24 protein-coding genes are annotated in these 22,745 nt (G+C 68.9%); 6 read left to right on the top strand and 18 right to left on the bottom strand.

The window, feature by feature from the left end:
- From FN976_RS25185 to FN976_RS25150, 8 genes are all read right to left on the bottom strand, one after another.
- Positions 1-1,137, bottom strand: a 1,137-nt coding sequence (locus tag FN976_RS25185) for a PilN domain-containing protein (RefSeq protein ID WP_145896128.1), incomplete at its 3' end; no start/stop codon positions are given.
- Between the two features lie 12 nt (positions 1,138-1,149).
- Positions 1,150-1,986 (bottom strand): type II secretion system protein GspK, encoded by an 837-nt coding sequence (locus FN976_RS25180; protein WP_145896126.1) that lies wholly within the window; start codon positions 1,984-1,986, stop codon positions 1,150-1,152.
- Entirely contained in the window at positions 1,986-2,642 is a 657-nt protein-coding gene (locus FN976_RS25175) for a type II secretion system protein GspJ (RefSeq protein ID WP_145896124.1), read from the bottom strand. Before FN976_RS25175 ends, FN976_RS25180 begins: the two co-directional genes overlap by 1 nt.
- Entirely contained in the window at positions 2,639-3,046 is a 408-nt protein-coding gene (locus FN976_RS25170; protein WP_145896122.1) for a type II secretion system protein, read from the bottom strand. Before FN976_RS25170 ends, FN976_RS25175 begins: the two co-directional genes overlap by 4 nt.
- Entirely contained in the window at positions 3,043-3,507 is a 465-nt protein-coding gene (locus FN976_RS25165) for a GspH/FimT family pseudopilin (RefSeq protein ID WP_145896120.1), read from the bottom strand. Before FN976_RS25165 ends, FN976_RS25170 begins: the two co-directional genes overlap by 4 nt.
- Position 3,508: 1 nt before the next feature.
- A complete protein-coding gene (gene gspG / locus FN976_RS25160) occupies positions 3,509-3,934 on the bottom strand; it encodes a type II secretion system major pseudopilin GspG (RefSeq protein WP_145896118.1) in 426 nt (141 codons plus the stop codon).
- A 25-nt stretch (positions 3,935-3,959) separates the two neighbouring features.
- The gene (locus tag FN976_RS25155; protein ID WP_145896116.1) at positions 3,960-5,195 is read right to left on the bottom strand and encodes a type II secretion system F family protein; all 1,236 of its coding nucleotides are present in this window, start codon (positions 5,193-5,195) and stop codon (positions 3,960-3,962) included.
- Positions 5,188-6,885, bottom strand: coding sequence for a GspE/PulE family protein (locus FN976_RS25150; RefSeq protein ID WP_145896114.1), 1,698 nt, complete (start codon positions 6,883-6,885; stop codon positions 5,188-5,190). Before FN976_RS25150 ends, FN976_RS25155 begins: the two co-directional genes overlap by 8 nt.
- 157 nt (positions 6,886-7,042) lie before the next feature.
- Here FN976_RS25150 and FN976_RS25145 point away from each other — a divergent pair, with 157 nt between their 5' ends.
- Positions 7,043-8,968, top strand: a complete 1,926-nt coding sequence (locus tag FN976_RS25145; protein ID WP_255440835.1) for a beta-galactosidase — start codon at positions 7,043-7,045, stop codon at positions 8,966-8,968.
- On the opposite strand, the gene FN976_RS25140 is transcribed toward FN976_RS25145, so the two are convergent.
- Genes FN976_RS25140 through FN976_RS25095 form a run of 10 tightly spaced genes read right to left on the bottom strand, consistent with a single transcriptional unit; the run spans position 8,934 to position 18,577 of the window.
- Positions 8,934-10,766: a hypothetical protein gene (locus FN976_RS25140; RefSeq protein WP_145896112.1), complete on the bottom strand. Its 1,833-nt coding sequence runs from the start codon at positions 10,764-10,766 to the stop codon at positions 8,934-8,936. The genes FN976_RS25145 and FN976_RS25140 overlap by 35 nt on opposite strands.
- The gene (locus FN976_RS25135) at positions 10,763-11,161 is read right to left on the bottom strand and encodes a GtrA family protein (protein WP_145896110.1); all 399 of its coding nucleotides are present in this window, start codon (positions 11,159-11,161) and stop codon (positions 10,763-10,765) included. Before FN976_RS25135 ends, FN976_RS25140 begins: the two co-directional genes overlap by 4 nt.
- The gene (locus FN976_RS25130; RefSeq protein WP_145896108.1) at positions 11,158-11,712 is read right to left on the bottom strand and encodes a GNAT family N-acetyltransferase; all 555 of its coding nucleotides are present in this window, start codon (positions 11,710-11,712) and stop codon (positions 11,158-11,160) included. The genes FN976_RS25135 and FN976_RS25130 overlap by 4 nt, the downstream gene beginning before the upstream one ends.
- A 4-nt stretch (positions 11,713-11,716) precedes the next feature.
- Positions 11,717-12,178, bottom strand: a complete 462-nt coding sequence (locus tag FN976_RS25125; protein ID WP_255440834.1) for a sugar 3,4-ketoisomerase — start codon at positions 12,176-12,178, stop codon at positions 11,717-11,719.
- Positions 12,171-13,100, bottom strand: a complete 930-nt coding sequence (locus tag FN976_RS25120) for a glycosyltransferase family 2 protein (protein ID WP_145896104.1) — start codon at positions 13,098-13,100, stop codon at positions 12,171-12,173. Before FN976_RS25120 ends, FN976_RS25125 begins: the two co-directional genes overlap by 8 nt.
- Complete coding sequence (locus FN976_RS25115) at positions 13,094-14,221, bottom strand: DegT/DnrJ/EryC1/StrS family aminotransferase (protein ID WP_255440833.1); 1,128 nt, start codon at positions 14,219-14,221, stop codon at positions 13,094-13,096. Before FN976_RS25115 ends, FN976_RS25120 begins: the two co-directional genes overlap by 7 nt.
- Complete coding sequence (gene rfbC, locus FN976_RS25110) at positions 14,218-14,766, bottom strand: dTDP-4-dehydrorhamnose 3,5-epimerase (RefSeq protein WP_145896102.1); 549 nt, start codon at positions 14,764-14,766, stop codon at positions 14,218-14,220. The genes FN976_RS25115 and rfbC overlap by 4 nt, the downstream gene beginning before the upstream one ends.
- Positions 14,767-14,774: 8 nt before the next feature.
- Positions 14,775-15,647 carry a glucose-1-phosphate thymidylyltransferase RfbA gene (gene rfbA, locus FN976_RS25105; protein ID WP_145896100.1) on the bottom strand — a complete coding sequence of 291 codons (873 nt, stop codon included), beginning with the start codon at positions 15,645-15,647 and terminating at the stop codon, positions 14,775-14,777.
- On the bottom strand, positions 15,644-16,555 hold the full coding sequence (gene rfbD / locus FN976_RS25100) for a dTDP-4-dehydrorhamnose reductase (RefSeq protein ID WP_145896098.1): 912 nt from the start codon (positions 16,553-16,555) through the stop codon (positions 15,644-15,646). Before rfbD ends, rfbA begins: the two co-directional genes overlap by 4 nt.
- Positions 16,556-16,591: 36 nt before the next feature.
- A complete protein-coding gene (locus FN976_RS25095; RefSeq protein WP_145896096.1) occupies positions 16,592-18,577 on the bottom strand; it encodes an SDR family oxidoreductase in 1,986 nt (661 codons plus the stop codon).
- A 218-nt stretch (positions 18,578-18,795) separates the two neighbouring features.
- On the opposite strand from FN976_RS25095, the gene FN976_RS25090 reads away from it, so the two are divergent.
- The 5 genes from FN976_RS25090 (at position 18,796) to FN976_RS25070 (ending at position 22,676) form a co-directional block, all read left to right on the top strand.
- The gene (locus FN976_RS25090) at positions 18,796-19,308 is read left to right on the top strand and encodes a phasin family protein (protein ID WP_145896094.1); all 513 of its coding nucleotides are present in this window, start codon (positions 18,796-18,798) and stop codon (positions 19,306-19,308) included.
- Between the two features lie 103 nt (positions 19,309-19,411).
- Complete coding sequence (locus FN976_RS25085; RefSeq protein WP_145896092.1) at positions 19,412-20,647, top strand: patatin-like phospholipase family protein; 1,236 nt, start codon at positions 19,412-19,414, stop codon at positions 20,645-20,647.
- A gap of 5 nt (positions 20,648-20,652) precedes the next feature.
- The gene (locus tag FN976_RS25080; protein ID WP_145896090.1) at positions 20,653-21,324 is read left to right on the top strand and encodes a TetR/AcrR family transcriptional regulator; all 672 of its coding nucleotides are present in this window, start codon (positions 20,653-20,655) and stop codon (positions 21,322-21,324) included.
- A 40-nt stretch (positions 21,325-21,364) separates the two neighbouring features.
- On the top strand, positions 21,365-22,138 hold the full coding sequence (locus FN976_RS25075; protein WP_145896088.1) for a hypothetical protein: 774 nt from the start codon (positions 21,365-21,367) through the stop codon (positions 22,136-22,138).
- 70 nt (positions 22,139-22,208) lie between these two features.
- A complete protein-coding gene (locus FN976_RS25070; RefSeq protein WP_145896086.1) occupies positions 22,209-22,676 on the top strand; it encodes a hemerythrin domain-containing protein in 468 nt (155 codons plus the stop codon).
- Positions 22,677-22,745 lie beyond the last annotated feature (69 nt).

Below are 22,745 nucleotides of genomic sequence, written 5' to 3'. Positions count from 1 at the left end.
TGGTGCGGCCGCGGCCGCAGGCGCCGCGCCAGCCGCGGGAGCACTGGCGGGGGGCGCCGGAGCTGCACTCGCTGTCGCCGTCCCTGCAGGCGCGGAGGCCGATGCGGCCGGCAGGGCCGCGCCGGCCGCCGCACCCGGCGTCGCCAGCACGAATTCGATGGTGAACAGGTCCTTGGAGGAACCCAGCGGCCGCGTCGCCGCGGTCGGCGCCTTCACGTCACGCAACTGGGAATGCGCGCTCAGCAGCTGCATCAAGCCGGCCGCGTTGCCCGTCATGCCATTGATGGTGATCTTGTTGCCCTGCATGCTGAGGCCGAGCAGCGAGGTGTCGTCCGGCAGCGCCTGCGTCAGCAGGTCCAGCACCAGCAAGGGCTGGCTGCGCTGCGCCAGCATCTCGCCCAGTGCGTTGCCGGCGTCCAGGGCTTCGGTCAGCGCGGCGCGCTGCTTGAGGGCGGGCTCGGTGCGCTTCACCAGCGCTTCCATGGCGCGATTGGCTTCCACCGCGCGCATGCGCAGCTGCAGCACGGGCGTCATGGCCGCCGCGGCCGCCAGGATCAGCGCACAAAGCACCAGCCCGAACGCCAGCCGCCGGCCGCGCCGCGCCGCGGCCTCGCGGCGCGCCTCGCCGAATCCCGGCAGGACGGCCGGCGCGAAGGGTGGCTGCCAGGCCCATGCCTCGGGGGCCGCTCCCGCCCCGGCAGCAGGTCCGGCGAGCGCGCTCACCTGACGGCGCGAGGCCAGCACCACCTGCGCCTCGACCATCCCGTTCGCGGCCCGCCGCGTGCTGTAGGCCCACACCAGGTCTTCCGCGGCAAACGGGCTGGCGGCCGCGACGTCGAGCGCCACGGCCTGGCGGATCTCGCTCTCGCTCAATGCGGGCAGCATGATCCGGCGGACCAGCAGGTGTTCCTCGGGAATTTCGGTGGCGCGGAATGGCGAGGCCGGCGCCTGTCCGGGCCAGGGCGCCAGTCCGTCGGCCGAAGCCAGCCAGAAAACATGGCTGCCGTCGGGGCGGTCCAGCCGCACCGGCACCGCCGGAGTGAGCCAGGACAACAGCGGCGACGCCTGCATGCGCCGCCAGGCGGCGCCAAGGTCGGCCGCGAAAGACGCCAGGCCTGGCATCTGGAGAGAGGTCACGACTTCGCCATCCTAGTGTGATGCGGGTTCAAATCGATAGTCGCCATGCAGCACCCGCCAGGGGACGCCGTGGCGCGCGGCGCCGAAATCGACAGTGCGGGAAACCAGCAGCCAGGCGCCGCCGGAGAGCGGGACACGCGCTTGCAGGTGGTAGCGCGGACCCACCGACCTCAGGTCGACGAATTCGCCCGGCAGCGCGGTGGTGTCCAGGCCCGCGCCGCCGGCCCCGCCGTCCTCCCGCCGGGCCGCGAGGGCGGCCGCTTTCGCGTGATCGCCGCCGGCCAGCACCGCGAGGACATCCGGCGCGGCGGCCAGGACGTTCACACGCCCGCTCCCGCGGAGGTCCGCGGTCACAAGGGCGGCGAGTTTAGCATAGAGGTTGTAATCGATTCCCTCCACCTGCAGCAGGTCCTCGGGGGATTCGAACCCCACGCTGCGGTTGCGCCCGTCGAGCGTCGACCGGTAGCGGACGGCGGCCTGCGCCAGCGCCTCGGCCCGCGGCCTGTCGAGTTCGCCGCCGTGCTGGAACAGCAGCGCCAGCAGGCCGGGCGGCGCGTTGTTCAGGTCGATCAACCCGTCGAGCGGCTGCACCCGCACCGCCATTTCGACGCCGTGCCAGGTCGCGGGCAGCGTCGCCAGGCGCACCGGCTTCTGGACCTGGGTGGCGAGGTCCTGCAGCACGAGGAAGATGGCGGCCTGCCCCTGGGCTTCGCCGACCGCCGCCTGCCGCGCGTTGGAAACCGCGCGGATCTCCTGCCGCACGGAATGCGAGACGCCGGCCGCGACGACGCTGAGCGCGGCGACGATCCAGAGCACGGCCACCAGGGCCAGTCCGCGGGCGCTGCGCATCAGCCGGCCCCGAACACCGCGCCGCCCGAGGACGGATCGCTCGCGGGCAGCGGCCGCATCGGCATGAACAGCGGCGGCCACGGCCCGTGCGCCGTCTCGAGCTGGATCAGCACGCGGTCCGGCACGCGATCGATCGCCGTCCAGCCGTCCAGCCACGCCGGCGCCGCGGCTTCGACGTCGAGAAAGCGCATCTGCACGGCCCGCACGTCGCGCACGAGCACGCGCGCTTCGGCCTGCGACCAGTCCGGGAATACCGCGGCGTCGGTCCAGCGCTGGAACCGCAGCACCAGCCCGGCGCCCTCCTCCAGCGGTTCCTGCGCGAGCCGGAAGAAGTAGCGGCCGCCGGCGCCGAAGCGCGCCGGCATGACGCCGACCCAGGAAACGGCCTGGGGCGCGGCGGCGAAGAGCACCGAAGGGCGCCCGGGGGGCGGCGGCGTCACGCGGCGCAGCGACACGCGCGCGAGCGTGCTGCGCATGAACGTGGACGCCATGCGCATCTCGTCGGCGCGCGCGAGCCGCGCGTCGATCTTCTCCTCGGCCTGCCCCATCGTGCGCAATGCCGAGCCCAGGCCCAGCATCACCACCGACAACAGCGAGACCGCCACCAGGATCTCGACCAGCGTGAAGCCGCGCAGGACGCGCCGGTTGGCCCTCACCGGCGCGCCCCGGGGATGGCGGGCGCCGTGGTCTGCGGCAGCAAGGTCGCGAACTCGATCTCGCGCGGCCGTTCGCCTTCGTCCCAGCGGATCTGGAAGACCACCTGGTGCAGCCGCGCGGCTGTGGGGGTGGATTCACTCACGGGTGTCGCGAAGGGTGCGCTCTGCACGCGCCACTGGAAGGCACCGGACTGCCCGGACTCGCTCCAGCCGGCCTCGGGCAAGGCGTCGCGCAGCGCGAGCAGCGAACTGGCGAGCACCATCGCCTGCTGGTACTGCGCCGCATCGCCCACGCTGCGGGCGCTGTTGCCGGTCGCGCGGTAGAGCATGCCGAGGGAGAGGCCCATGATGGCGAACGCCACCAGCAGTTCGAGCAGCGAGAAGCCGCGCTGGCGACGCGTCATGGCAGGGCGCTCTGCGTGACCTGGCCGGAGAACCAGTCGACGGCCAGGCGCGTGCCGGCGCCCGAAGGCCGGACCACGTCGAGTGCGCCGCCGGTGGCGCCGCCGCTCGGCAGGAAACGAATGGAGGCGACCTCGCCCGCGGTCATCTCGATGCTGGCGACCGTGGCCTTGACCTCCACCGCTTCCGGCAGGGGGCGTGGCGGCCGGCCGTCGAGGCCATAGGTGCGGTTCGCGAGGTCGACGCTGAAGCGGACCTCGCGGCCCTCGGACTGCGCGCGGTGGCGGGCCGCCCGCAAGTCCGCCACCATCGCGCGGAGGGTGTCGCGGTATTGCGAGGAATCACGCAACGCGCCATAGGAGATGGGAACCACCACCGTCAGCAGGGCGGCGATGGCGAACACGACGAGCAGCTCCAGCAGGGTGAAGCCGCGCTCCACCGCCCGCCGGGTGCGGCGCGCCATGCTACTTGTTGTTGCGGATGTCGGCGTTCTCACCTTCGCCACCCGCCGCGCCGTCGGCGCCCAACGAAACGATCTCCACCGCGGCGCCAGTGCTGGCGTACTGGTAGGGCTTGCCCCAGGGGTCGACCGGGATGCCGCCCTTCAGGTAGGGGCCATTCCAGCCGTTGGCCGCCGCCGGCTTCTTGTTCAGCGCGTCGAGGCCCTCTTCCTTGTTGGGAAAGCGGCCGACGTCGAGCTTGAACAGCTCGAGCGCCTTCTCGAGGTCGGCGATCTGCACCGAGGCCGTCTTGGACTTGGCACCGCCCAGCTGGCCGAGCACCTTGGGGCCCACGAGGCCGGCCAGCAAGGTCAGGATGGCCAGCACCACCAGCAGTTCCACCAGGGTGAAGCCCCGCAGGGCGGGCCGCGTCGAAGTCCGAATCTTCATCTCAAATCTCATTTGTTTTCAATGGTTACGCCGCGAGGTCGTTGATCGACAGGATGCCCAGCATGATCGAGACGATGATCCCGGCGATCATCAGGCCCAGCACGATGATCAGCGCCGGCTCGATGAGCGTCAGGGTGCGGCGGATGCCGGTCTCGACGTCGCGATCGAGGATGTTCGCCAGCTCCAGCATCATCGGGCCGACGCGGCCCGTCTCCTCACCCACGCGGACCAGGTTGATGGCGATCGGCTCGAACACGCCGGTCGCCCTCAGGGCATCCACCAGGCGCCCGCCTTCCTTCACGGCCGGTGCGATCGGGACCAGCGCCGAGCGCAACACCTGGTTGCCCACGGTCTGGGTCGCGATGTGCAAGGCCGTCAGCATGGGAACGCCGTTTCCGAGCAAGGTTCCGAGCGAGCGTGAAAAAAGATTCAGCTGGAACTTCAGCAGCAGCCGGCCGAACAAAGGGATGCGCAGGACGGCGGATTCCCATTTCGCCTGGCCGGCGGGCGTGCGCGCCCAGCGCATGGCCAGCCACGCGACGGCGGCCATCACGATGCCGATCACCAGGCCCCAGTCGCGAAACAACTGGCCCGCGATCATCACGATGCGCGTCGCGAGCGGCAGCGCGTCGCCCATGTCGTTGAACAGTTTCTCGAACTGCGGCACCACGAAGCCCAGCATGGCGATCACCGAGACGATGGCGACGCCCAGCAGGATGGCGGGATAGATCGTCGCGGAGATCACGCTTTCGCGCAGCGCGCGCAGCCGTTCCATGTGCTCGACCAGCCGCGTGAGCACGGCCGACAGCTGGCCGCTGGCCTCGCCGGAGCGCACCATGTTCAGGTAGAAATCGCCGAACAGCGCACGTTCGCGCGCCAGCGCCTGGGAGAGCGGCGCACCGCCCTTCACGTCGTCCAGCACCGCCTGCAGCAGCTGCGCAACCGAGGGCTTGTGGCTCATGTCGATCAGCACGCGCAGCGCGTTGGCCAGCGCCAGGCCGGCGCGCAGCATGATCGCCAGTTCGCTCGTGAGCGCCAGCACGTCGGCCTGCGTGACCGGCCCCTTGGCCTGGCGGCCGCTCGACTGCGCCAGCGTGGCCGCCTGGTTGGCGGCCGGCGCGGCGACGCCCGCTTCGATGCTGACAGGCACCAGGCCGCGCTCGCGCAGCTGGCGGGCAGCGAGCACGGCGGTGGCGGCCTCCAGCGTGCCTTGCGACATGCGGCCGGCCGCGTCGGAAGCGCGCCAGGCGAAATCAGGCATCGCCGTTGTCCTGCGTCACGCGCAGCAGTTCTTCCAGGCTGGTGACGCCGTGCGCCACCTTGCGCAGGCCATCTTCATACAGCGTCAGCATGCCGCCTTTGATCCCCAGCGCGTGCAGCTCCGAAGCGTCCTTGCCGTCCAGGATGGCCCGGCGCACGACGTCGTCGAGCAGCAGCAGTTCGTGGATGCCCGTGCGGCCCTGGTAGCCGGAATCGCGGCACTGGTTGCAGCCGCGCGCCGTGTACATCGGCTGGCCGGCGGGCAGGTAGCGGAACAGGCCGGAGCTTTGCAGCAGGTCGGGCGGCGGCACCTCCGGCTGCTTGCAGTGCTTGCACAGCGTGCGCACCAGCCGTTGCGACAGCACGCCGTTGACGGACGAGGTGATGAGGTAGCTTTCGACGCCCATGTCCTTCATGCGGATCACGGCACCGGCGGCGGTGTTGGTGTGCAGGGTCGACAGCACCAGGTGGCCGGTGAGCGCCGACTGCACCGCGATCTGCGCGGTTTCGCCGTCACGCATCTCGCCGATCATGATGATGTCCGGGTCCTGCCGCAGGATGGAGCGCAGCGCGTTGGCGAAGGTCAGGCCGATCTGGGTGTGCACCTGGATCTGGTTGATGCCCTCCAGCTGGTATTCGACCGGGTCCTCGACGTTGATGATCTTCTGCGTCGACGAGTCCAGTTTCGACAGCGCGGCATAGAGCGTCGTCGTCTTGCCGGAGCCCGTGGGGCCCGTCACCAGCAGGATGCCGTGCGGGCGTGCCAGCAGCTCATTGAAGCGCTTGAGCGTGTCGGGCTCGAAACCCATCTGCTCCAGGCTGAAACGAACGCTCGCGCGGTCCAGCACGCGCAGGACCACGCTTTCGCCGTGCACGGTGGGCACGGTCGAGACCCGCAGGTCGAGCTCCCGGCCCTTCACGCGGGTTTTGATGCGCCCGTCCTGCGGCAGTCGCCGCTCGGCGATGTCCAGGTGCGCGAGCAGCTTCACGCGCGACGTGACGGCGGCGCTGTGGCGCGGCGCCACCAGCTCCGACGAGATGATCACGCCGTCGACGCGGTAGCGCACGTGCAGGCCGTCGTCGAAGGGCTCCAGGTGGATGTCCGACGCACGCAGCTCGATCACCTTGCCGATGATCAGGTTGACCAGCCGGATCACCGGCGCCTCGCTCGCGAGGTCGCGCAGGTGTTCGACGAAGTCGCTGGAGTCGTGGTCGCCGAAACCGTCGCCCTCTTCGTCGCCCGCTTCCGTCTCGGGCTGCGCCAGCGCCTTCGCGATGTCGCTCGACATCCCGATGAAGGGCCGGACCTGCAGCCCGGTGGCGAGCCGCAGCGCCTTGACCAGGAAGGCATCCTCTGGCGCCACCATGGCGACGTCGAGCCGGCCGTCCTCGATGCGCAGCGGGCAGATCTGGTGGGTGTGCAGGAACTCCGGCTGCAGCCCGGGCACCTCGGGCAGCGCCGACGGGAAATCTTCGGGCGCCGCCACCGGCAGCGAGAGCGCCTGCGAGCGCGCCTGCGCCACGTCGATCTCGGAGACCAGGCCCAGCTGCGTCAGCACGCCACCGAGCGAGCCGCCCATCTCCTGGCGGGCGGCGAGCGCGCGCTCGAGGTCGCGCGCGCTCAGCTTGCCGGAGCGGACCAGCAGTTCGCCAAAGACCTGGGCGGGATCGGATTGAAGGACGGGTTCCATGCAGGACGTGAAGGAAGGGAAACGGGATGGAAAAGAGCCGGAAAAGACGAGGTGCCGCCATGGCGCGGGGTGGGCGGAATTATCGCCGCTGCTTGTACATTACCCGTCACTCATGGCTGTTCGTCCATCCTTGTCTCCGAAGCTCCCACATTCCCTGTTGATCGCGGCCCTGGCCGCGGCGGCCGCGCTGCCCCTGGCAGCCCTGGGCCAGAAAGCCCCGCCCGCCATGCTGGTGGCGCCGATGATGGGCCTGGACCCCTGCTGGGTGCCGGTCACCGGGGCGGCCGCGCAACAGGCGGATACGGCCGCGATGATCCGATCCTGCAACCCCAGCGAGGGTTCCGCAGGCCCCCTGGTGGAGCAGACCCTGGCCGGCCTGCTGCCGGCCAACGGGCGGTCACGCAGCTTTGAGCTCGGCTACACGCTGAATGTTCCCCTGCTCACGCTCTTCACAAAGCAGGGCGAGCAATGGAAGCTCAATCCCGTCTTCATCGAACACATCGCCCGCACCGTGCGCGACACGAAGCGGCCGGTGATCGTCTACCTGTTCTCCACCCATTTCAGCCAGAGCGCGCCCATCGAGAAAGCGCTGGCCGCCGACCCGGCCAATCTCGGATGGACCCCGAAAGGGCCGCTGGGCGAAGGCGTCTACTACAGCGCCCCGATCTACAACTGGACTTTCGCGGACACCGACAACGGCATCACCCGGCGCCGGGTCGAGGCGGCCCAGGCCGTGCTCGACGCGCTGTGCCGGCTGGAGCCGGCGGCACGGGAGCGCATCCGTGGCGTCACCCTGCTGGGCGAGCTGCACCACCTGTTCCCCGATTTCGAGGCCGGCATGGGCTTCGACCGCCCTTACCTCGTGACGGACTACAGCGCGACGTCGAAGCAGAACTTCCGCGCTTTCCTGCGCCAGCGCTTCGGCACCATCGAGAAGCTCAACCAGGCGGTGGGCGCCGGCTGGAAATCATTCGACGCCGTCGAGCCGCCTTCGAAGAACATCCGCAGCGAGCCGCTGAAGGGCTACACGGAGCACATCGACTCCTTCGCGCACGGCTTCATTCCGATCACCGGCTGGGCCTTCGACCCGAAGGCCACCACGGCGCGGCCTGGCCATGTGCGCATCCTTCTCAACGGGCAACGGGTCGCCCGCATCGCGATCGACCAGAGCCGGCAGGATGTGCTGGCCGCGTTGCCGCAGCTGGGGTCGGCCAACGTGGGCTGGCGCTACGACCTCGACTTCCGCAAGCTGCCGTACGGCCTGCACCGCATCGAGGTGCTGCTGGAAGACGGTGCGAACAAGCCCATCCTGCTCGCGTCGCGCCAGGTGGCGATCATGGATCGCCAGCAATCCACGCCGAAGCCGCAGCCCCAGGCGCAGGGCCCGGCCACCCGTCCCCTGGATGCCGGGACGCGCGCCCACGTGGACGTGCCTGCGGACCTGTCTTCGTACTTCTACAACCCGCTGGTGCCGCTATGGCACGAGTTCCGCGGCCAGCAGGTGGTGGACTACCTGCTGAAGTTCAACGGCGCGCTGAAGTCCTGCCTGGACGCGACGGTCCCGCGCTTCACCCACCAGATCATCCCGTTCACCAACCCGGGCTGGGACCACACCAAGTTCGCCATCGAGGCTTCGCTGAAGAAGCTGCCCGGTGTCGGGATGGGCGTGAGCCTCTACGGCGAACCGACCTACGGGACCTCGTTCTCCGACTGGCTGCGGCGCAACCGCCCCGGGCCTTACGGCATCACCGAATTCCATCCGTTGAAGACGCTCGCGCCGGCGGAGCTGGGCAAGGTGTTCCGCACCCATGCCAGGCAGGGCGCGCAGTTCCTGTCGTTCTTCATGGAGCCGCGCTGGAACGGGCATCGCACGTCCAGGCACATCAACCTGTTCTCGCTGGACCCGGAGAACAAGGCCTATGGGTCGGACAAGCTTTACGAAGGCGTGCGCGCCGTGCTCGCCGACCCGAAGGCGGCCGCAGGCCTGCCGTTGCTGCCTGCCCCCGCGCCCGCGCCGGCGGCCGTCAGGCGGCCGGTGGCGCCGGCCGTCACCGCCCCGCTGGTGCCGGCTCCCGCGCGCTGACGCACACGGCGCGCAGCCGTTCGATCCTCAGGGGCTGGCGCCCTTCCACCGGGTCGAGGCGGAACGAGTGAAAGAAGCCTCGCGGGCTCGCGATCCGGAAGGCGACCATTTCGGGCGCGCCGCCGCGCACGGTTCGGGTTTGTGAAGCGTTCTCGTGGAACGGCCCGATGAAGGCCGGATCGCCCCAGAAGAGCCGGGCGGTTCCCGGGGCCAGGGCCTGCACCTGCATCACCACCTCCATCGCCGTGCAACGTGCGGCCGCCTCGCGCGGCACGAGGTTGAGGAACAGTTGCGGGTCGTCGCCCAACGCCTCGAACGCGGTGCCGGACCGGCGCAGTTGGTGCAGTTCGAGCGTGCCGACGCCGGCCTGCAGGTCGAACAGCGCCGGCGCCAGCGCAGCGCGCTCGCTGGCGGGCTCCACGGCCAAAGTCCGGACGAACGAGGAGCCGATGCGCGTGGCGTAGGTGTACGCCGGCAAGGCATCCGGCGCGGCTTCCGTGCGGTTGGGCGGCAGCAGGCCGGGGCAGCGCACCGGCACGGCTTTCTGCAGTTCCTGCCGCAGGCATTGCAGTGCGGCCGCGCGCTCCTCGGCCCGCTCGCGCTGCGCCGGCATGTGCGCGAATGCGCCAAGTGTCACGGCCAAGCCCATGAACACCAGGGCCGCCACGGCGCGTCCGCGCTGCGGCAGGCGGGGCCACGACAGGACCGCCGCCGCCAGCCAGGGCCACAGCAGCGTGAGCCAGAAGAAGTGGAAGCGCGGAAAGGCATGGCGGAACACCTCGAGTGGCGCCTGGACGTCGCCGGGCCGCAGATGCGCGCGGCCGGCCGCGACAAGACCGAGATACACCGCCAGCATCGCGGCCAGCGCGAGGAACACGGTGGCGACGCGTTGCCGCGGCGCGTGCCCGCCGGATCGCGCGCCCTGCACGAGCCATGCGGCCGCGGCCACGGCGACTGCGAGCATGGCCAGCGTCACCCCAAGCGCCAGCCCGGCATGGTCCGGCGGCAGCATCAGCGCGCGCGCCACCTTGCCGAGCGCGTACCACCAGAAGGCGCCGTGCCACGGCATGGCCAGGGGCACGGCAGCAGTGGTGCCCTGGTGCGAAAGGAAGGCGAACTGGAACTGCGCCAGCGTGGCCAGCAGTGCGCCGGCCGTGAACCAGGCCGCATCGCGCGCAAGGCCGCGCCGTTGCCCGGCCGGCTGGATCGCGGCCAGCGCCAGCAAGGCGGCGCCGGCTGCGAGCGACCCGAAAGCGCCGGAGATGTAGCTGAGTCCCGCCAGCAGCGCCAGCGCGGCGAGCAAGGGCCCGCGCCAGCGCGCCAGCAGGTCGCCGCGCAGGACCAGCCAGAGCGCGGCGCCGGTGAACAGCAGCGGCAAAGCCTGGTGATAGGCCAGGTTCTCCTGGCCCCAGTACGAGCCGGGCTGCAGCATGGGCAACGTGAAGACGAAGCACAGCGCCGCCTTGGAGCGATCGCCCAGCGCGGCCAGCAGCAGGTTCCACTGCAGCAGCAGCAAGCCGCCCAGCACGGCCAGCATGGACAGGAACTGGTAGGCGATGGCATTCCCGTCCAGCAGGCGCTGCGCCAGCGCGTCCAGCCCGATGCCGATCGGCGACAGGGTGTAGTTGATCGCCTGGAACAGATGGCGCGGCGCCAATGAACCGGCCCAGCCGCCGTCATAGGTGCGCCAGTCGTCGTACCAGGGCATGTCGATGCCGAAGCGCAGCCACGCCAGCAAGGCCAGCGCCAGGCTGGCGGCCGGCAGCGCGATGCAAAGGCGCGGCAGCCAACGCGTCATGACCCGCCACTCCCCGCCGGCGCGCGGTCGCGAAACACCCAGCGCGAAGCAAGGAACGTCAGCGGCACCTGGATCGCGAGCGCGAAGGCCGGCGCCCATTCGGCCGGCAGCTCCAGCACCTGGCACCACAGGCTCACGAGCGCGAGCCCCAGCAGGTACTGCGCCCCATGGATGGCCACCACCCACAACGGCGCCGTGCGGCCGCCGCTGCGCCGGAAGACGAAGAAGCGGTACAGCGCGTAGGCCAGCACGATGCCGGATGCGTACGACAGCGTGTAGCTCCAGTGATAGGGCAGCACGCGCAACAGGCCGAGGTACACGAGATAGGTGAACGCCGTGTTGAACACGCCGGAGGCCACGAACCGGATGAAGCTGCTGCCGGTGACCATGCTCATGCGTCGCCAGCCGCCGGCAGGAAACGCGCGTAGCGCTTCAGTGCGCGCTCGATGGCGGCCCGGTCCAGGCGGAAGAAGATTTCCTCCTCCGTCTCCGCCGTCCGCTGCGCCCCGAAGCTCTCGTGGAACTGCACGACCGAAGCATTGGCCCGATGCACCTTGAAATGCGAAGCGTCGAAGCCCCAGGCCAGGCCGAGCCGGTACACCAGCAGCGCCGATTCGATGGCGGCCGTCGGCGGCACGCCTTGCTTCAGGATCCAGCTGCCCCACGAAAAACTGTCGCCGATCGCGTCGTAGACGCGCACGGTGCCCAGCGGCCGCAACTGCCGGTCGCAGATGATGAAGTAGGCCTGTCCGGTGGACGCTTGGTAGCCGCGGATCCAGGCCCGTTGGCGTTCCACGTCATCCGGCACCGGCGAGAGGAACTGGTTGCGGGCCGGATCGAGCCGCAACGAGAGGATGAACGCCGCGTCGGATTCCTCGACGTCGCGCAGCACCACCGACCACCCCTGGATCGCGGGCGTCCTGCGGATCTGCGGCGCGCCGTCCATGGGCTCAGGCGCCGGACGGCGGGCGGCCCGCGAGCGCGAGGAACTCCCGGTAGTCGCGGATGTAGTCCGCCGGATCGTAGGCATCCGAAGCCAGCACGAGCAGCACGCCGTCGGCGCTGTGCCGATGCTGCACGCCCCACACCATGGGCGGCAGGTACAAGCCCCGGCTCGGGCGGTCGAGCACGAACTCCTGCTGCTGGACGCCGTCGTCGGCGATCACGTGGAGGCTGCCGGCCACGGCGACCAGGAACTGGTGGCAGCGCCGGTGCGCGTGCTCGCCGCGCTGCTCCAGCCGCGGGACGCCATAGACGAGGAAATACCGCTTCACTTCGAACGGCACGTCGCGGCCGACTTCCCCCGCCGACAGGTCGCCCCGCGGGTCCTGGACGGAACGCATTTCATGCAAGGTCACGCCGCGCACGTTCGTGGCGGCCCGGCTGGCTTCGCGCAATCGCGACTCAGCCACCGAACGCCTCCACCCGCAGTTCCACCGCCAGCGGGCGCGCCTTGGAGTTCTCGTAAGCCCGCCAGGCATATGAGCCGACGATGCCCAGGCCCAGCAGGTTGAGGGCGCCGAAGAACATGATGAGGATGGCCGTCATCGCGTAGCCGGGCACGGGAATCCAGCCGGCCAGTTTGCCGATCACGGTCGCGAGGCCGAACAGGCCGGCGAACGCCGCGCCCAGGAACCCCCCGCGGATCAGGAGCCGGATCGGCAGGTCGGTGAACGCGAACACGCTGTCCATCAGGTAGTTGATCTTCTTGCGCAGCGTCCAGGCCGACTTGCCGTATTCGCGCGCAGAACGGACGTAGGGCAAGGTCGCGCGCCGGTAGCCCAGCCAGAACACCTGCGCGATCAGCGAGCTGTGGCTTTCCTGCATGCGCAGCAGCGTGTCGCGGAACTCGCGCGTGCAGGCGAACACGTCGACGCCGCCGGGCGGCATCTCCGGCACCACGTAGCGGCGATACAGGCCCCAGAAGATCTGCGCGGGCAGCCGGCTGGACCAGGGGTCATCGCGGCTTTCTCGCACCCCGACCGCGACGTCGATGTCGCCCTGGCGCAGCACGGCGTCCATGCGCTCCACGAGCTCGGGCGGCTCCTGCAGATCCGCCGCCATGACGGCAAACCGTTCGCCCGTGCCGCGCGCGAGGCCCGCGCGGATGGCGGCGAAGGAGCCGAAATTGCGGGACAAGAGGATCAGCTGCGACCGCAAGGCACGGCGCGGCAATTCGGCGCGCAGGATTTCGTAACTGCGGTCCGGGCTGCCGTCCACCACGAACACGGTCTCCATGCCGCCCTCGATGCGCGCGGCGAGCCCGGCGACCGCATCCAGCAGGTCGGGCAGCGATGCCTCGTTGCGGTAGACGGGGATGACGAGCGTCAGCAAGCGCGCGCCTCCTGGCCGTGCTCCTGGCCGCGGAAGGCGCGCACGGCGGCGATGACCGTGTCCACTTCCTCCTCGCGCATGCCGGGAAAACACGGCAGCGACAACACCGAGGCGCAAGCAGCCTCGGTCACGGGCAGGCGGACGCCGGCACGGCTGGCCGCCAGCACGGCTTGCTGGTGGTCCGGCACGGGGTAGTGGACGTCGCTGGCCACACCGCGTGCCAGCAGGTGCGCGCGCAATGTCTCGCGCTGGGCCGTGCGCACCACGTAGAGGTGCACGGCGTTGTCCGCGCCGCACGAGACGGGCAGCCGCAATGCCAGGCCTTCGAAGGCTTCGGAGTAGCGCCGCGCGATGGCTCTCCGTTCGGCGTTCTGCCGTTCCAGGTGGCCCAGCTTCAGGCGCAGCACCGCCGCCTGCAATTCGTCCAGCCGGCTGTTGCGCCCGCCCCGCTCGCTCACGTGGTACTTGGCCGACCAGCCGTACTGGCGCAAGGCGCGCACGCGGTCCGCGAGACGCGCATCCGGGCTGGTGACGGCGCCGCCGTCGCCCAGCGCGCCGAGGTTCTTGGTGGGATAGAAACTGAAGCAGGCCAGCGGCGCGAAGCTGCCGGCCTTGCGCCCGCCACGCTCGGCGCCGTGCGCCTGCGCGCAGTCCTCGATCCAGGGAACGCCAGCCTCCGCGCAGACCGCGGCGATGCCCTCGACATCGGCCAGCTGCCCATAGAGATGCGTGGCCACCACGGCGGCCGGCTTGCTCGGGCGCGCAGCCAGCGCTTGGCGCAAGGCGGCCGGCGACAAGGTCAGGGTGCCATCATCGACATCGACGTAGCCCGGAACCGCACCCATGGCCAAGGCCGCGGCGCTGGCGTAGAACCCCGCGTTCGCCGCGCACAGCACTTCGCCACCAGGCTGCACGTCGAGCGCCCGCAGGGCGAGTTCCAGGGCGTCGGTGCCGTTCGCCACGGTCACGCAATGCGCCACGCCGCACCAGGCCGCGAATTCGCGCTCGAACTCCCGCACCTCCTCGCCCAGCACGAACCAGTTGCGCTGCAGCACCCGCTGGAGCGTGGCATCCAGTGCCATGCCCGCATGGGCCGCCGCCGCGGAATACAGGGGGATCACGGGAAGACTTCGGCGTCGCGCAACAGCGGGCCGTCGCGGTCCTTGGCCGAGAGAACCGGGGCGGTGCCGGCGTCCGGCCAGGCGATGCCGACCGCCGGATCGTCCCAGCGCACGCAACGTTCGTGGGCGGGGGCGTAATAGTCGGTGGTCTTGTACATGAAGTCCGCCGAAGCGCTGAGCACCAGGAAGCCGTGGCCGAAGCCCGGCGGCACCCAGAGCTGGCGGAAGTTGTCCGCGCTCAGTTCCACGCCCACCCACTGCCCGAAGCGCGGCGAGCTGCGCCGCAGGTCGACCGCCACGTCGAACACGGCACCCGCGGTGACTCGCACCAGCTTGCCCTGCGGCTGCTGGATCTGGTAGTGCAGGCCACGCAGCACCCCGCGCGCGCTGCGGCTGTGGTTGTCCTGCACGAAATCCGCGTCGACCCCGGTGGCTTCGGCGAAGCGGGCGCGATTGAAACTCTCCAGGAAGAAGCCGCGTTCGTCGCCGAAGACGCGCGGCTCGATCAGCAGGACTTCCGGCAGTTCGGTGGGCGTGACCTTCATCGCGAACCTTACTTCAACAGCCGCAGCAGGTATTGCCCGTAGCCGGTCTTGGCCATGGGCTGCGCCAGCTTCTGCAACTGCTCCGAGTCGATGAAGCCGGCGCGCCAGGCGATCTCTTCGGGGCAGCCGATCTTCAGGCCCTGGCGGTGCTCCAGCGTGGCGATGAACTGGCTGGCCTCGAGCAGGCTCTCGTGCGTGCCGGTGTCGAGCCAGGCGTAGCCACGTTGCATGATCTGCACCGACAGCTTGCCTTGCTCCAGATACGCCTGGTTGACCGAAGTGATCTCGAGTTCGCCACGGGCGCTCGGCTTCACGGCGCGCGCGATGTCGACCACTTGCCGGTCGTAGAAGTAGAGGCCGGTGACGGCGAAGTTGCTGCGCGGTGCCTTCGGCTTTTCCTCGATGCTCACCGCCTTGCCGCGCGCATCGAACTCCACCACGCCGTAACGCTCCGGGTCCGCCACGTGGTAGGCGAAGACGGTCGCACCGTCGTCCTGGCGGTCCGCGCCTTCAAGCAGATGGAAGAAGTCATGCCCGTAGTAGATGTTGTCACCCAGCACCAGGGCGCTGGGCGAGGTGCCCACGAAGTCCGCGCCGATGATGAACGCCTGCGCCAGGCCATCGGGGCTGGGCTGCACGGCGTACTGGATGTTCATGCCCCACTGCGCGCCGTCACCCAGCAGTTGCGTGAACCGCGGCGTGTCCTGCGGCGTGCTGATGACCAGCACGTCGCGGATGCCGGCCAGCATCAGCGTGCTGAGCGGGTAATAGATCATCGGCTTGTCGTACACCGGCAGCAGTTGCTTGCTGATGGCCAGGGTGGCCGGGTGCAGGCGGGTGCCGGAGCCGCCGGCGAGGACGATGCCCTTGCGGTTTGTCATGGGGTGTTGGCCGCGGGGGCCCAGCCGATCTCGTTGAGGACACGGTCGACGCCATGTTGCCAGGGCGGCAGCGTCAGGCCGAAGGTGCGTTGCAGTTTCCGAAGGTCCAGCCTGGAATTATGCGGGCGGCGTGCGGCGGTCTTGTAAACGCTGGACGGGACCGCGTCGATGGTGCCCGCGCGGATCTTTTCGCCCTGGACGGACCGGCGTGCCGCCTCGATCACATGGCTGGCATACCCGTGCCAGTTCGTCACGCCGGCGGCGGCCAGGTGATAGGTGCCGCCGTCCGCAGACCCCGCCACGGCCTGGCGCAGCGCGTGGGACGTCACGTCGGCGATCAGCTCCGCGCCGGTGGGCGCCCCGAACTGGTCATCGACCACAGCGAGTTTTTCGCGCTCCTGCGCGAGGCGCAGCATCGTGTGCAGGAAGTTGCCGCCGCGGGCGGCGTAAACCCAGCTGGTGCGGAAGATCAGGTGGCGCGCGCCCGACTGGGCGACCAGCTGCTCGCCTTCCGCCTTGGTCGCGCCATACACGCTGGCCGGTGCGATGGCGGCGTCTTCGCGCCAGGGCGCCGTTCCTTCGCCGTCGAAAACATAGTCGGTCGAGTAGTGGACGAACCAGGCGCCGAGCTTCTGCGCCTCGGCGGCCAGCACGCCCGGTGCCTCGGCATTGATGCGATGGGCGGCATCGCGATCGGATTCCGCCTTGTCGACGGCCGTGTAGGCCGCCGCATTGACGACGACGTCCGGCCGCACGGCGCGTACGGTGGCGGCGATCCCATCGAGCTGCTCCAGCTCGCCGCAGAGCTCGGAACGCCGGTCCACGGCCACCAGTTCGCCCAGCGGCGCCAGGCTGCGCTGCAGCTCCCAGCCCACCTGGCCGTTCCTGCCGAACAAGAGGATCTTCATCGCCGGCGATTGTCGCACCGGCGGCCCCGCGAGCCCCTAGAAGTGGATGCCCCTCATCATCTGTTGCATGGCGATGGCTTCCGGAGACAGCTGCGCTTTGGCGCTCTTGTCCCCCTTCGCCGCCGACGAATCCGGGAACATCCGGAAGCTCGTGTTCATTGCGATCTGGGCGATGCGCGGCACCAGCGCGTGCAGCAGCTGGCCGGCGATGCCCAGGCGCGTGGCGATCCGCACCGGCTTGGAGATGCAGGCGTCGGCGATCATGTCGGCCGCCTCTTCCGGCGCCAGCGTGGGCACGTTGTTGTAGATGCCGGTGGGCGCGATCATGGGGGTGCGCACCAGCGGCATGTTGATGGTGGTGAACGAGATGCCGCGGTCCTGGAACTCGCTGGAGGCGCAGCGCGTCCATGCGTCGAGTGCCGCCTTGGAGGCGACGTAGGCCGAGAAGCGCGGCGCGTTGGTCAGCACGCCGATCGAGCTGATGTTGACGACGTGGCCCTTGCGCTTTTCCACCATCGCGGGCAGCAGGCCCATGGTGACGCGCAGGCAGCCGAAGTAGTTCAGCTGCATGGTGCGCTCGAAGTCGTGGAAGCGGTCGTAGCTGGACTCGATCGCACGGCGGATCGAACGGCCCGCGTTGTTGATCAGGAAATCGACGCCGCCATGGTTTTCCATCAGCACCTGCACGAAACGGTCGGCATCGGCCATGTCGGCGATGTCGGCCGGGTAGGCGATGAATTCGTAGCCCTTGGCCTTGGCTTCCTTGCAGGCTTCGTCGAGCTTGTCCTGGTCGCGGCCGCAGATGATGGTGATGGCGCCCGCCTCGGCGAACTTGTGCGCCGCCGCCAGGCCGATGCCCGAGGAACCGCCGGTGACCAGCACCACCTTGCCGCCCACGGTACCGCGCAGGGAGCGGTCAATATGCAGGTCGGGGTCGAGGTGGCGTTCCCAGTAGTCCCACAGGCGCCAGGCGTAGTCCTTCAGGTTCGGCACCTCGATGCCGGAGCCCTTGAGGATGGCCTGCGATTCGCGGCTGTCGTAGCGCGTCGGGAAGTTGACGAAGGTCAGGATGTCCTCGGGCAGTCCCAGGTCCTTCATCACCGCGGCGCGGATGCGGCGGATCGGCGCCACCGCCATCAGGCCCTTCTTCACGCTCTTGGGGATGAAGCCCAGCAGCGCGGCGTTGATGAACAGGTTCATGCGCGGCGCATGCGCGGCGCGGCTGAAGATGTCCAGCACGTCGCCCACGCGGTAGCCCTGCGGGTCGACCAGGTGGTAGGCCTTCTTGGTGATGCCGTCCTTGTGGCTGATGTACTCGAGCGCGTCCACGACGTAGTCGACCGGCACGATGTTGACGCGGCCACCCTCGAGGCCCACGCCCGGCAGCCAGGGCGGCAGCAGCTGGCGCATGCGCTGGATCAGCTTGAAGAAGTAGTAGGGGCCGTCGATCTTGTCCATCTCGCCGGTCTGGCTGTCGCCGACCACCATGGCGGGGCGGTACACCGTCCAGGGCACCTTGCTTTCCTTGCGGACGATCTTCTCGCTCTCGTGCTTGGTCAGGAAATACGGGTGCTCGTAGTTCTCGGCCTCCTCGAACATGTCCTCGCGGAAAACGCCTTCATACAGGCCGGCGGCGGCGATGGAAGAGACGTGGTGGAAATGGCCCGCGTCGATCGCCTTGGCGAAATCCACCGTGTTGCGGGTGCCGTCGATGTTGACGGCGACCTGGCTTTCCTCGTCCGCGCTCAGGTCGTAAACCGCTGCGAGGTGGTAGAAGTGATCGACCTGGCCCTTGAGCTTCTTGATCTCCTCGGCGGCCACGCCCAGCTTCTTGGACGTGAGGTCACCGAAGACCGGGTAGGCCTTGGAACCGTTGGCCCCCCAGTATTCACGCAAGGCCGCCACCTTGGACTCGCTCTCGGCACGCAGCAGGAAGTAGACGACGGCGCCTTTGCGCTGCAGCAGCTTCTTGACCAGGCGCTTGCCGATGAAACCGGTCGCGCCGGTGACGAAATATTGCATGGGGGAGCCTCCGGGGGTTATTGGTATTTGGCTTGCGGGCATTCTTGCCCAAAGCGCGGAGGCGATCATTCAGCACAAACCCGCGCGCACATAGGGTTCACCGCCTAGGCAATTAGGAACGCGCACCTAAACGGAGCCACCGTTGTGCGCTTAGAGTCGGTTGCAGGCACCGCGCATTTGGGAGCTGCGGTGCGACCCCACTGAAGGAGCGAGAAGCCATGGTCAAGAAATTGCAGAAAACGAGCGATGACGCGGCGAAGTCCGGCGCCCCCCTGTCCGGCACCGTCAAGGATTCGGCGCAGCAGATCTGGCTGGCGGGCCTGGGTGCCTTCTCCAAGGCGCAGGAAGAAGGCGGCAAGGTCTTCGAAGCGCTGGTGAAGGAAGGCATGTCGATCCAGCGCAAGACGCAGGCCGCGGCCGAAGAGAAGATCTCCGAAGCCACGAGCCGCATGGCGTCGATGGCGACCGACATCTCGTCCAAGGCCTCCGGCCAGTGGGACAAGCTCGAAGGCATCTTCGAGGAGCGTGTCTCGCGCGCCCTCAACAAGCTGGGCGTGCCGTCGGCCAAGGACATCGATGTGCTGATCGCGCGCATCGACGAACTGAATCGCAACGTGGCGAAGCTGAGCGCCAAGGGCGGTGGCTCCGCCACCAGCGGCAAGAGCGCCGCGGGGAGCAGCGCCGCCAAGCCGGCCCGCAAGCGCACCAGCGCGCGCAAGGCCGCCGAGTGACCTTCGGGTCGCGGAAACAAGGGGCGCCGCGGCGCCCCTTTTTCGTGGCGCGATGCTGCAACGCAGCAAGCCGTGCGCAACCGTCCACCTACACTGCCCCTTCATGAAAAGCAGAAATGGAAAGCCGCCGCGCATCGCGCTGGCCCTCGCCGGTGGAGGCCCGCTGGGCGCCATCTACGAGATCGGGGCGCTCTGCGCGCTCGACGAAGCGCTGCAGGGACTGGATTTCACGAAACTGGACCACTATGTGGGGGTCTCCGCCGGCGGCTTCATCGCCGCGGGCCTCGCGAACGGCATGGCGCCGCGCGAACTCTGCGCGTCGTTCATCGACAACGATGGGGCCTCCGAGGTGTTTGATCCGGCCTGGCTGATGGTGCCCGCCTACGGCGAATTCGCCCGGCGCGGGATCATGTTCCCGGGCCTGCTCGCCTCCGCCCTCTGGCGTGCCACCTGGGGCCGCAAGTCCGTGACGCACGCCCTGGAACGTCTGGGCCCCGCCCTGCCGACCGGCATCTTCTCCAACGAGGAGGTGCACACGCGCCTGGCCAGTCTGTTCACGCGCGACGGCCGCACCAACGACTTCCGCGAACTGCGCAGCCGCCTCACCCTGGTGGCGACCAATCTCGACAGCGGCGACGCCGCGCCCTTCGGCCGCCCTGGCTGGGACCACGTGCCCATCTCCAAGGCTGTCCAGGCGAGTTCGGCACTGCCCGGGCTGTTCCCGCCGGTGGAGATCGACGCGCACTACTTCGTGGACGGCGCGCTGAAAAAGACAATGCATGCTTCGGTGGCGCTGGAAGACGGCATCGACCTGATGCTGTGCCTCAACCCGCTGGTGCCATTCAATTCGGTCGAGCCGCGCGACGCCGTGATGCAGCGCAACCTGCCGGCCGAGAAGCGCCGCATCCCGCGTATCGTCGACGGCGGCCTGCCTGCGGTGCTGAGCCAGACCTTCCGCTCGATGATCCATTCGCGCATGGAACTCGGCATGAAGCAGTACGAGCGCGCCTACCCCGACACCGACATCGTGCTGATCGAGCCCGACCAGCGCGACCCCGAGCTGTACCTGGCCAACACCTTCAGCTATGGCCAGCGGCGCCAGCTGGCCGAGCACGCCTACCAGCAGACGCGCAGCATGCTGCGTTCGCGCCGGACGACACTCGCGCCCAAGCTGGCCCGGCACGGCATCGTCCTCGACGGCGCGGTGCTGGACGACCCGCGGCGCCACCTGGTCGCGCCGCCGTTGCCACGCACCCGCATCGGGCAGGCAGTGGCCACGCTGCAGGAAGTCGTGGACGACCTCGGCCACGCGCTGCACACCACTCGCGAGGCGGCCTGAGCCCGATGGCCAAGAAAGCGCCCCGCCGGACCGCAGAACGCATCCTGGAGGTGACGCTGGACCTGTTCAACCGCTTCGGTGAGCCCAACGTCTCCACGACGCTGATCTCGGCCGAGCTGGGCATCAGCCCGGGCAACCTGTATTACCACTACCCGGCCAAGGACGAGCTGATCAACTCGCTGTTCGACCGCTATGAACGTGCGCTGTCCGAACTGCTGAATGCCAGCGACGGTGTGCGCGACGTCGAGGACGCCTGGTTCTTCATGCACACGCTGTTCGAGCTGATCTGGCAATACCGCTTCCTGTACCGCGACCTGAACGACCTGCTGTCGAAGAACCGCCGGCTGGAGACGCACTTCCAGTGGGTGCTGAAGAACAAGACGCGCTCGATCAAGGCGCTGCTGGACGGCATGAGCCGCGCCGGCGCCGTCCGCATCGATTCGCGCGAGGTCGAAGCCACGGCCACCAGCATGGTCGTGGTGCTGACTTACTGGTTGAGCTACGAATACGTGCGGGACCCGCGCCGGGCCCTGGAACCCGAGAGTGCGCAGTTCGCCTTGCTGCGCGGCGCCCACCACGTGCTCAATCTGCTGGTACCCTATCTGGAAACCGGCCAGCGCATGCACCTGCTGCAGCTGGCGGGGGCCTATGGAGGCCACGGCAATCCCGGTGAATAGCGGCTGAAGACCGCGCGAGAAACAGGTAGGAGACAAACCGATGGCCAAGTGGACTGCCTTCCCGCACCTGGGTGAGTACACCTTCGACGCGAAGAGCGTGAAGAAGCACTGGGCCCGCCTGCACACCGGCGATGCCGAACCCCTGCCCGCCGACACGGCGGTGCTGGAGGCCTGGGCCCTGTTCCACAACGGCGAATTCCAGAAGGCGGCCGAAGCCGGCCTGAAGGCGGGCGGTGCCGGCTTGTCCGTGGCCAACAAGGCCACCTGCATCTACGCCAACTATCTCGAGAAAAAAGAGAAGACCAAGCTCGACCTCTTCATGGAAGCGGCCCAGCGCGCCGAGGCCGCTGCCGCCGCCGACCCGAAGAACGCCTCCGCCTGGTACTGGCAGGCCTATGCGCTGGGCCGCTACAGCCAGGGCATCAGCGTCGCCAAGGCGCTGGCGCAGGGGCTGGGCAGCAAGGTGAAGGATGCACTTGAAAAGGCCATCAAGCTGGAGCCGCGGCATGCCGACGCCCACATCGCGCTGGGCGCCTTCCATGCCGAGGTCATCGACAAGGTCGGCTCGCTGATCGGGGGCATGACCTATGGCGCGAAGAAAGACACCGGGCTGAAGCTGTTCCAGGAGGCGATCAAGATCCATCCGGGCTCGGCGATCGCCATGATCGAATACGCCAACGGCCTGGTGATGCTCGAAGGTGACAAGCGCATGAAGGAGGCGACGAAGCTTTACGAGCAGGCCGCCGCCACCAAGCCCTTCGATGCCATGGAACGCCTCGACGTCGAGCTCGCCAAGGTCGAGTTGCAGGACTGACCGGGCACTACGCACGGATGAGCCGGGGGCCTACAGCCCGCCGGCGGCGCGGCGCCCAGAATCGCGCTCCATGAACATCTTCGAAGCCCTGCGCCTCAGCCACGAAATCCAGCGCGCCCTCGCGGCCCAGATCCTGGAGACCCAGGGCGACAGCCCCGAACGCAATCACCTCTACACCGAGCTGAAGCACGAACTTGCCGCGCATGCCGCGGCGGAGGAGCGCTGCTTCTACCTGCCCCTGATCGAGCACGACTCCAGCATGGGCCAGTCGCGCCACGGCATGGCCGAACACCATGAGATGGACGAACTCGTCGACGAGTTGAACAAGATGGACTTCGCCTCGTCCGGCTGGCTGGCGCATTTCAAGAAACTGCACCACAAGGTGTTCCACCACCTCGACGACGAGGAAAGCGCGATCTTCCAGCTGGCCGGCAAGGTGCTGAACGAGGCGCAGAAGATTTCGCTGGCGAAAGCCTACGAAGAGGAATACGCGAAGTTCCGGCTGCTGAAGACGCCGGTGAGTTCCGCGGAGTCCTGAGGCGCTATTTCCCCAAGCGTAGGCTGACGGTGAGCGAAGCGAACCCCAGCGATTCAGGCGCGAGCGCTG

This window comes from Caenimonas sedimenti (assembly GCF_007833165.1).
Classification (GTDB): domain Bacteria; phylum Pseudomonadota; class Gammaproteobacteria; order Burkholderiales; family Burkholderiaceae_C; genus Ramlibacter; species Ramlibacter sedimenti.
This window is presented reverse-complemented; position numbering and strand designations above follow the sequence as displayed.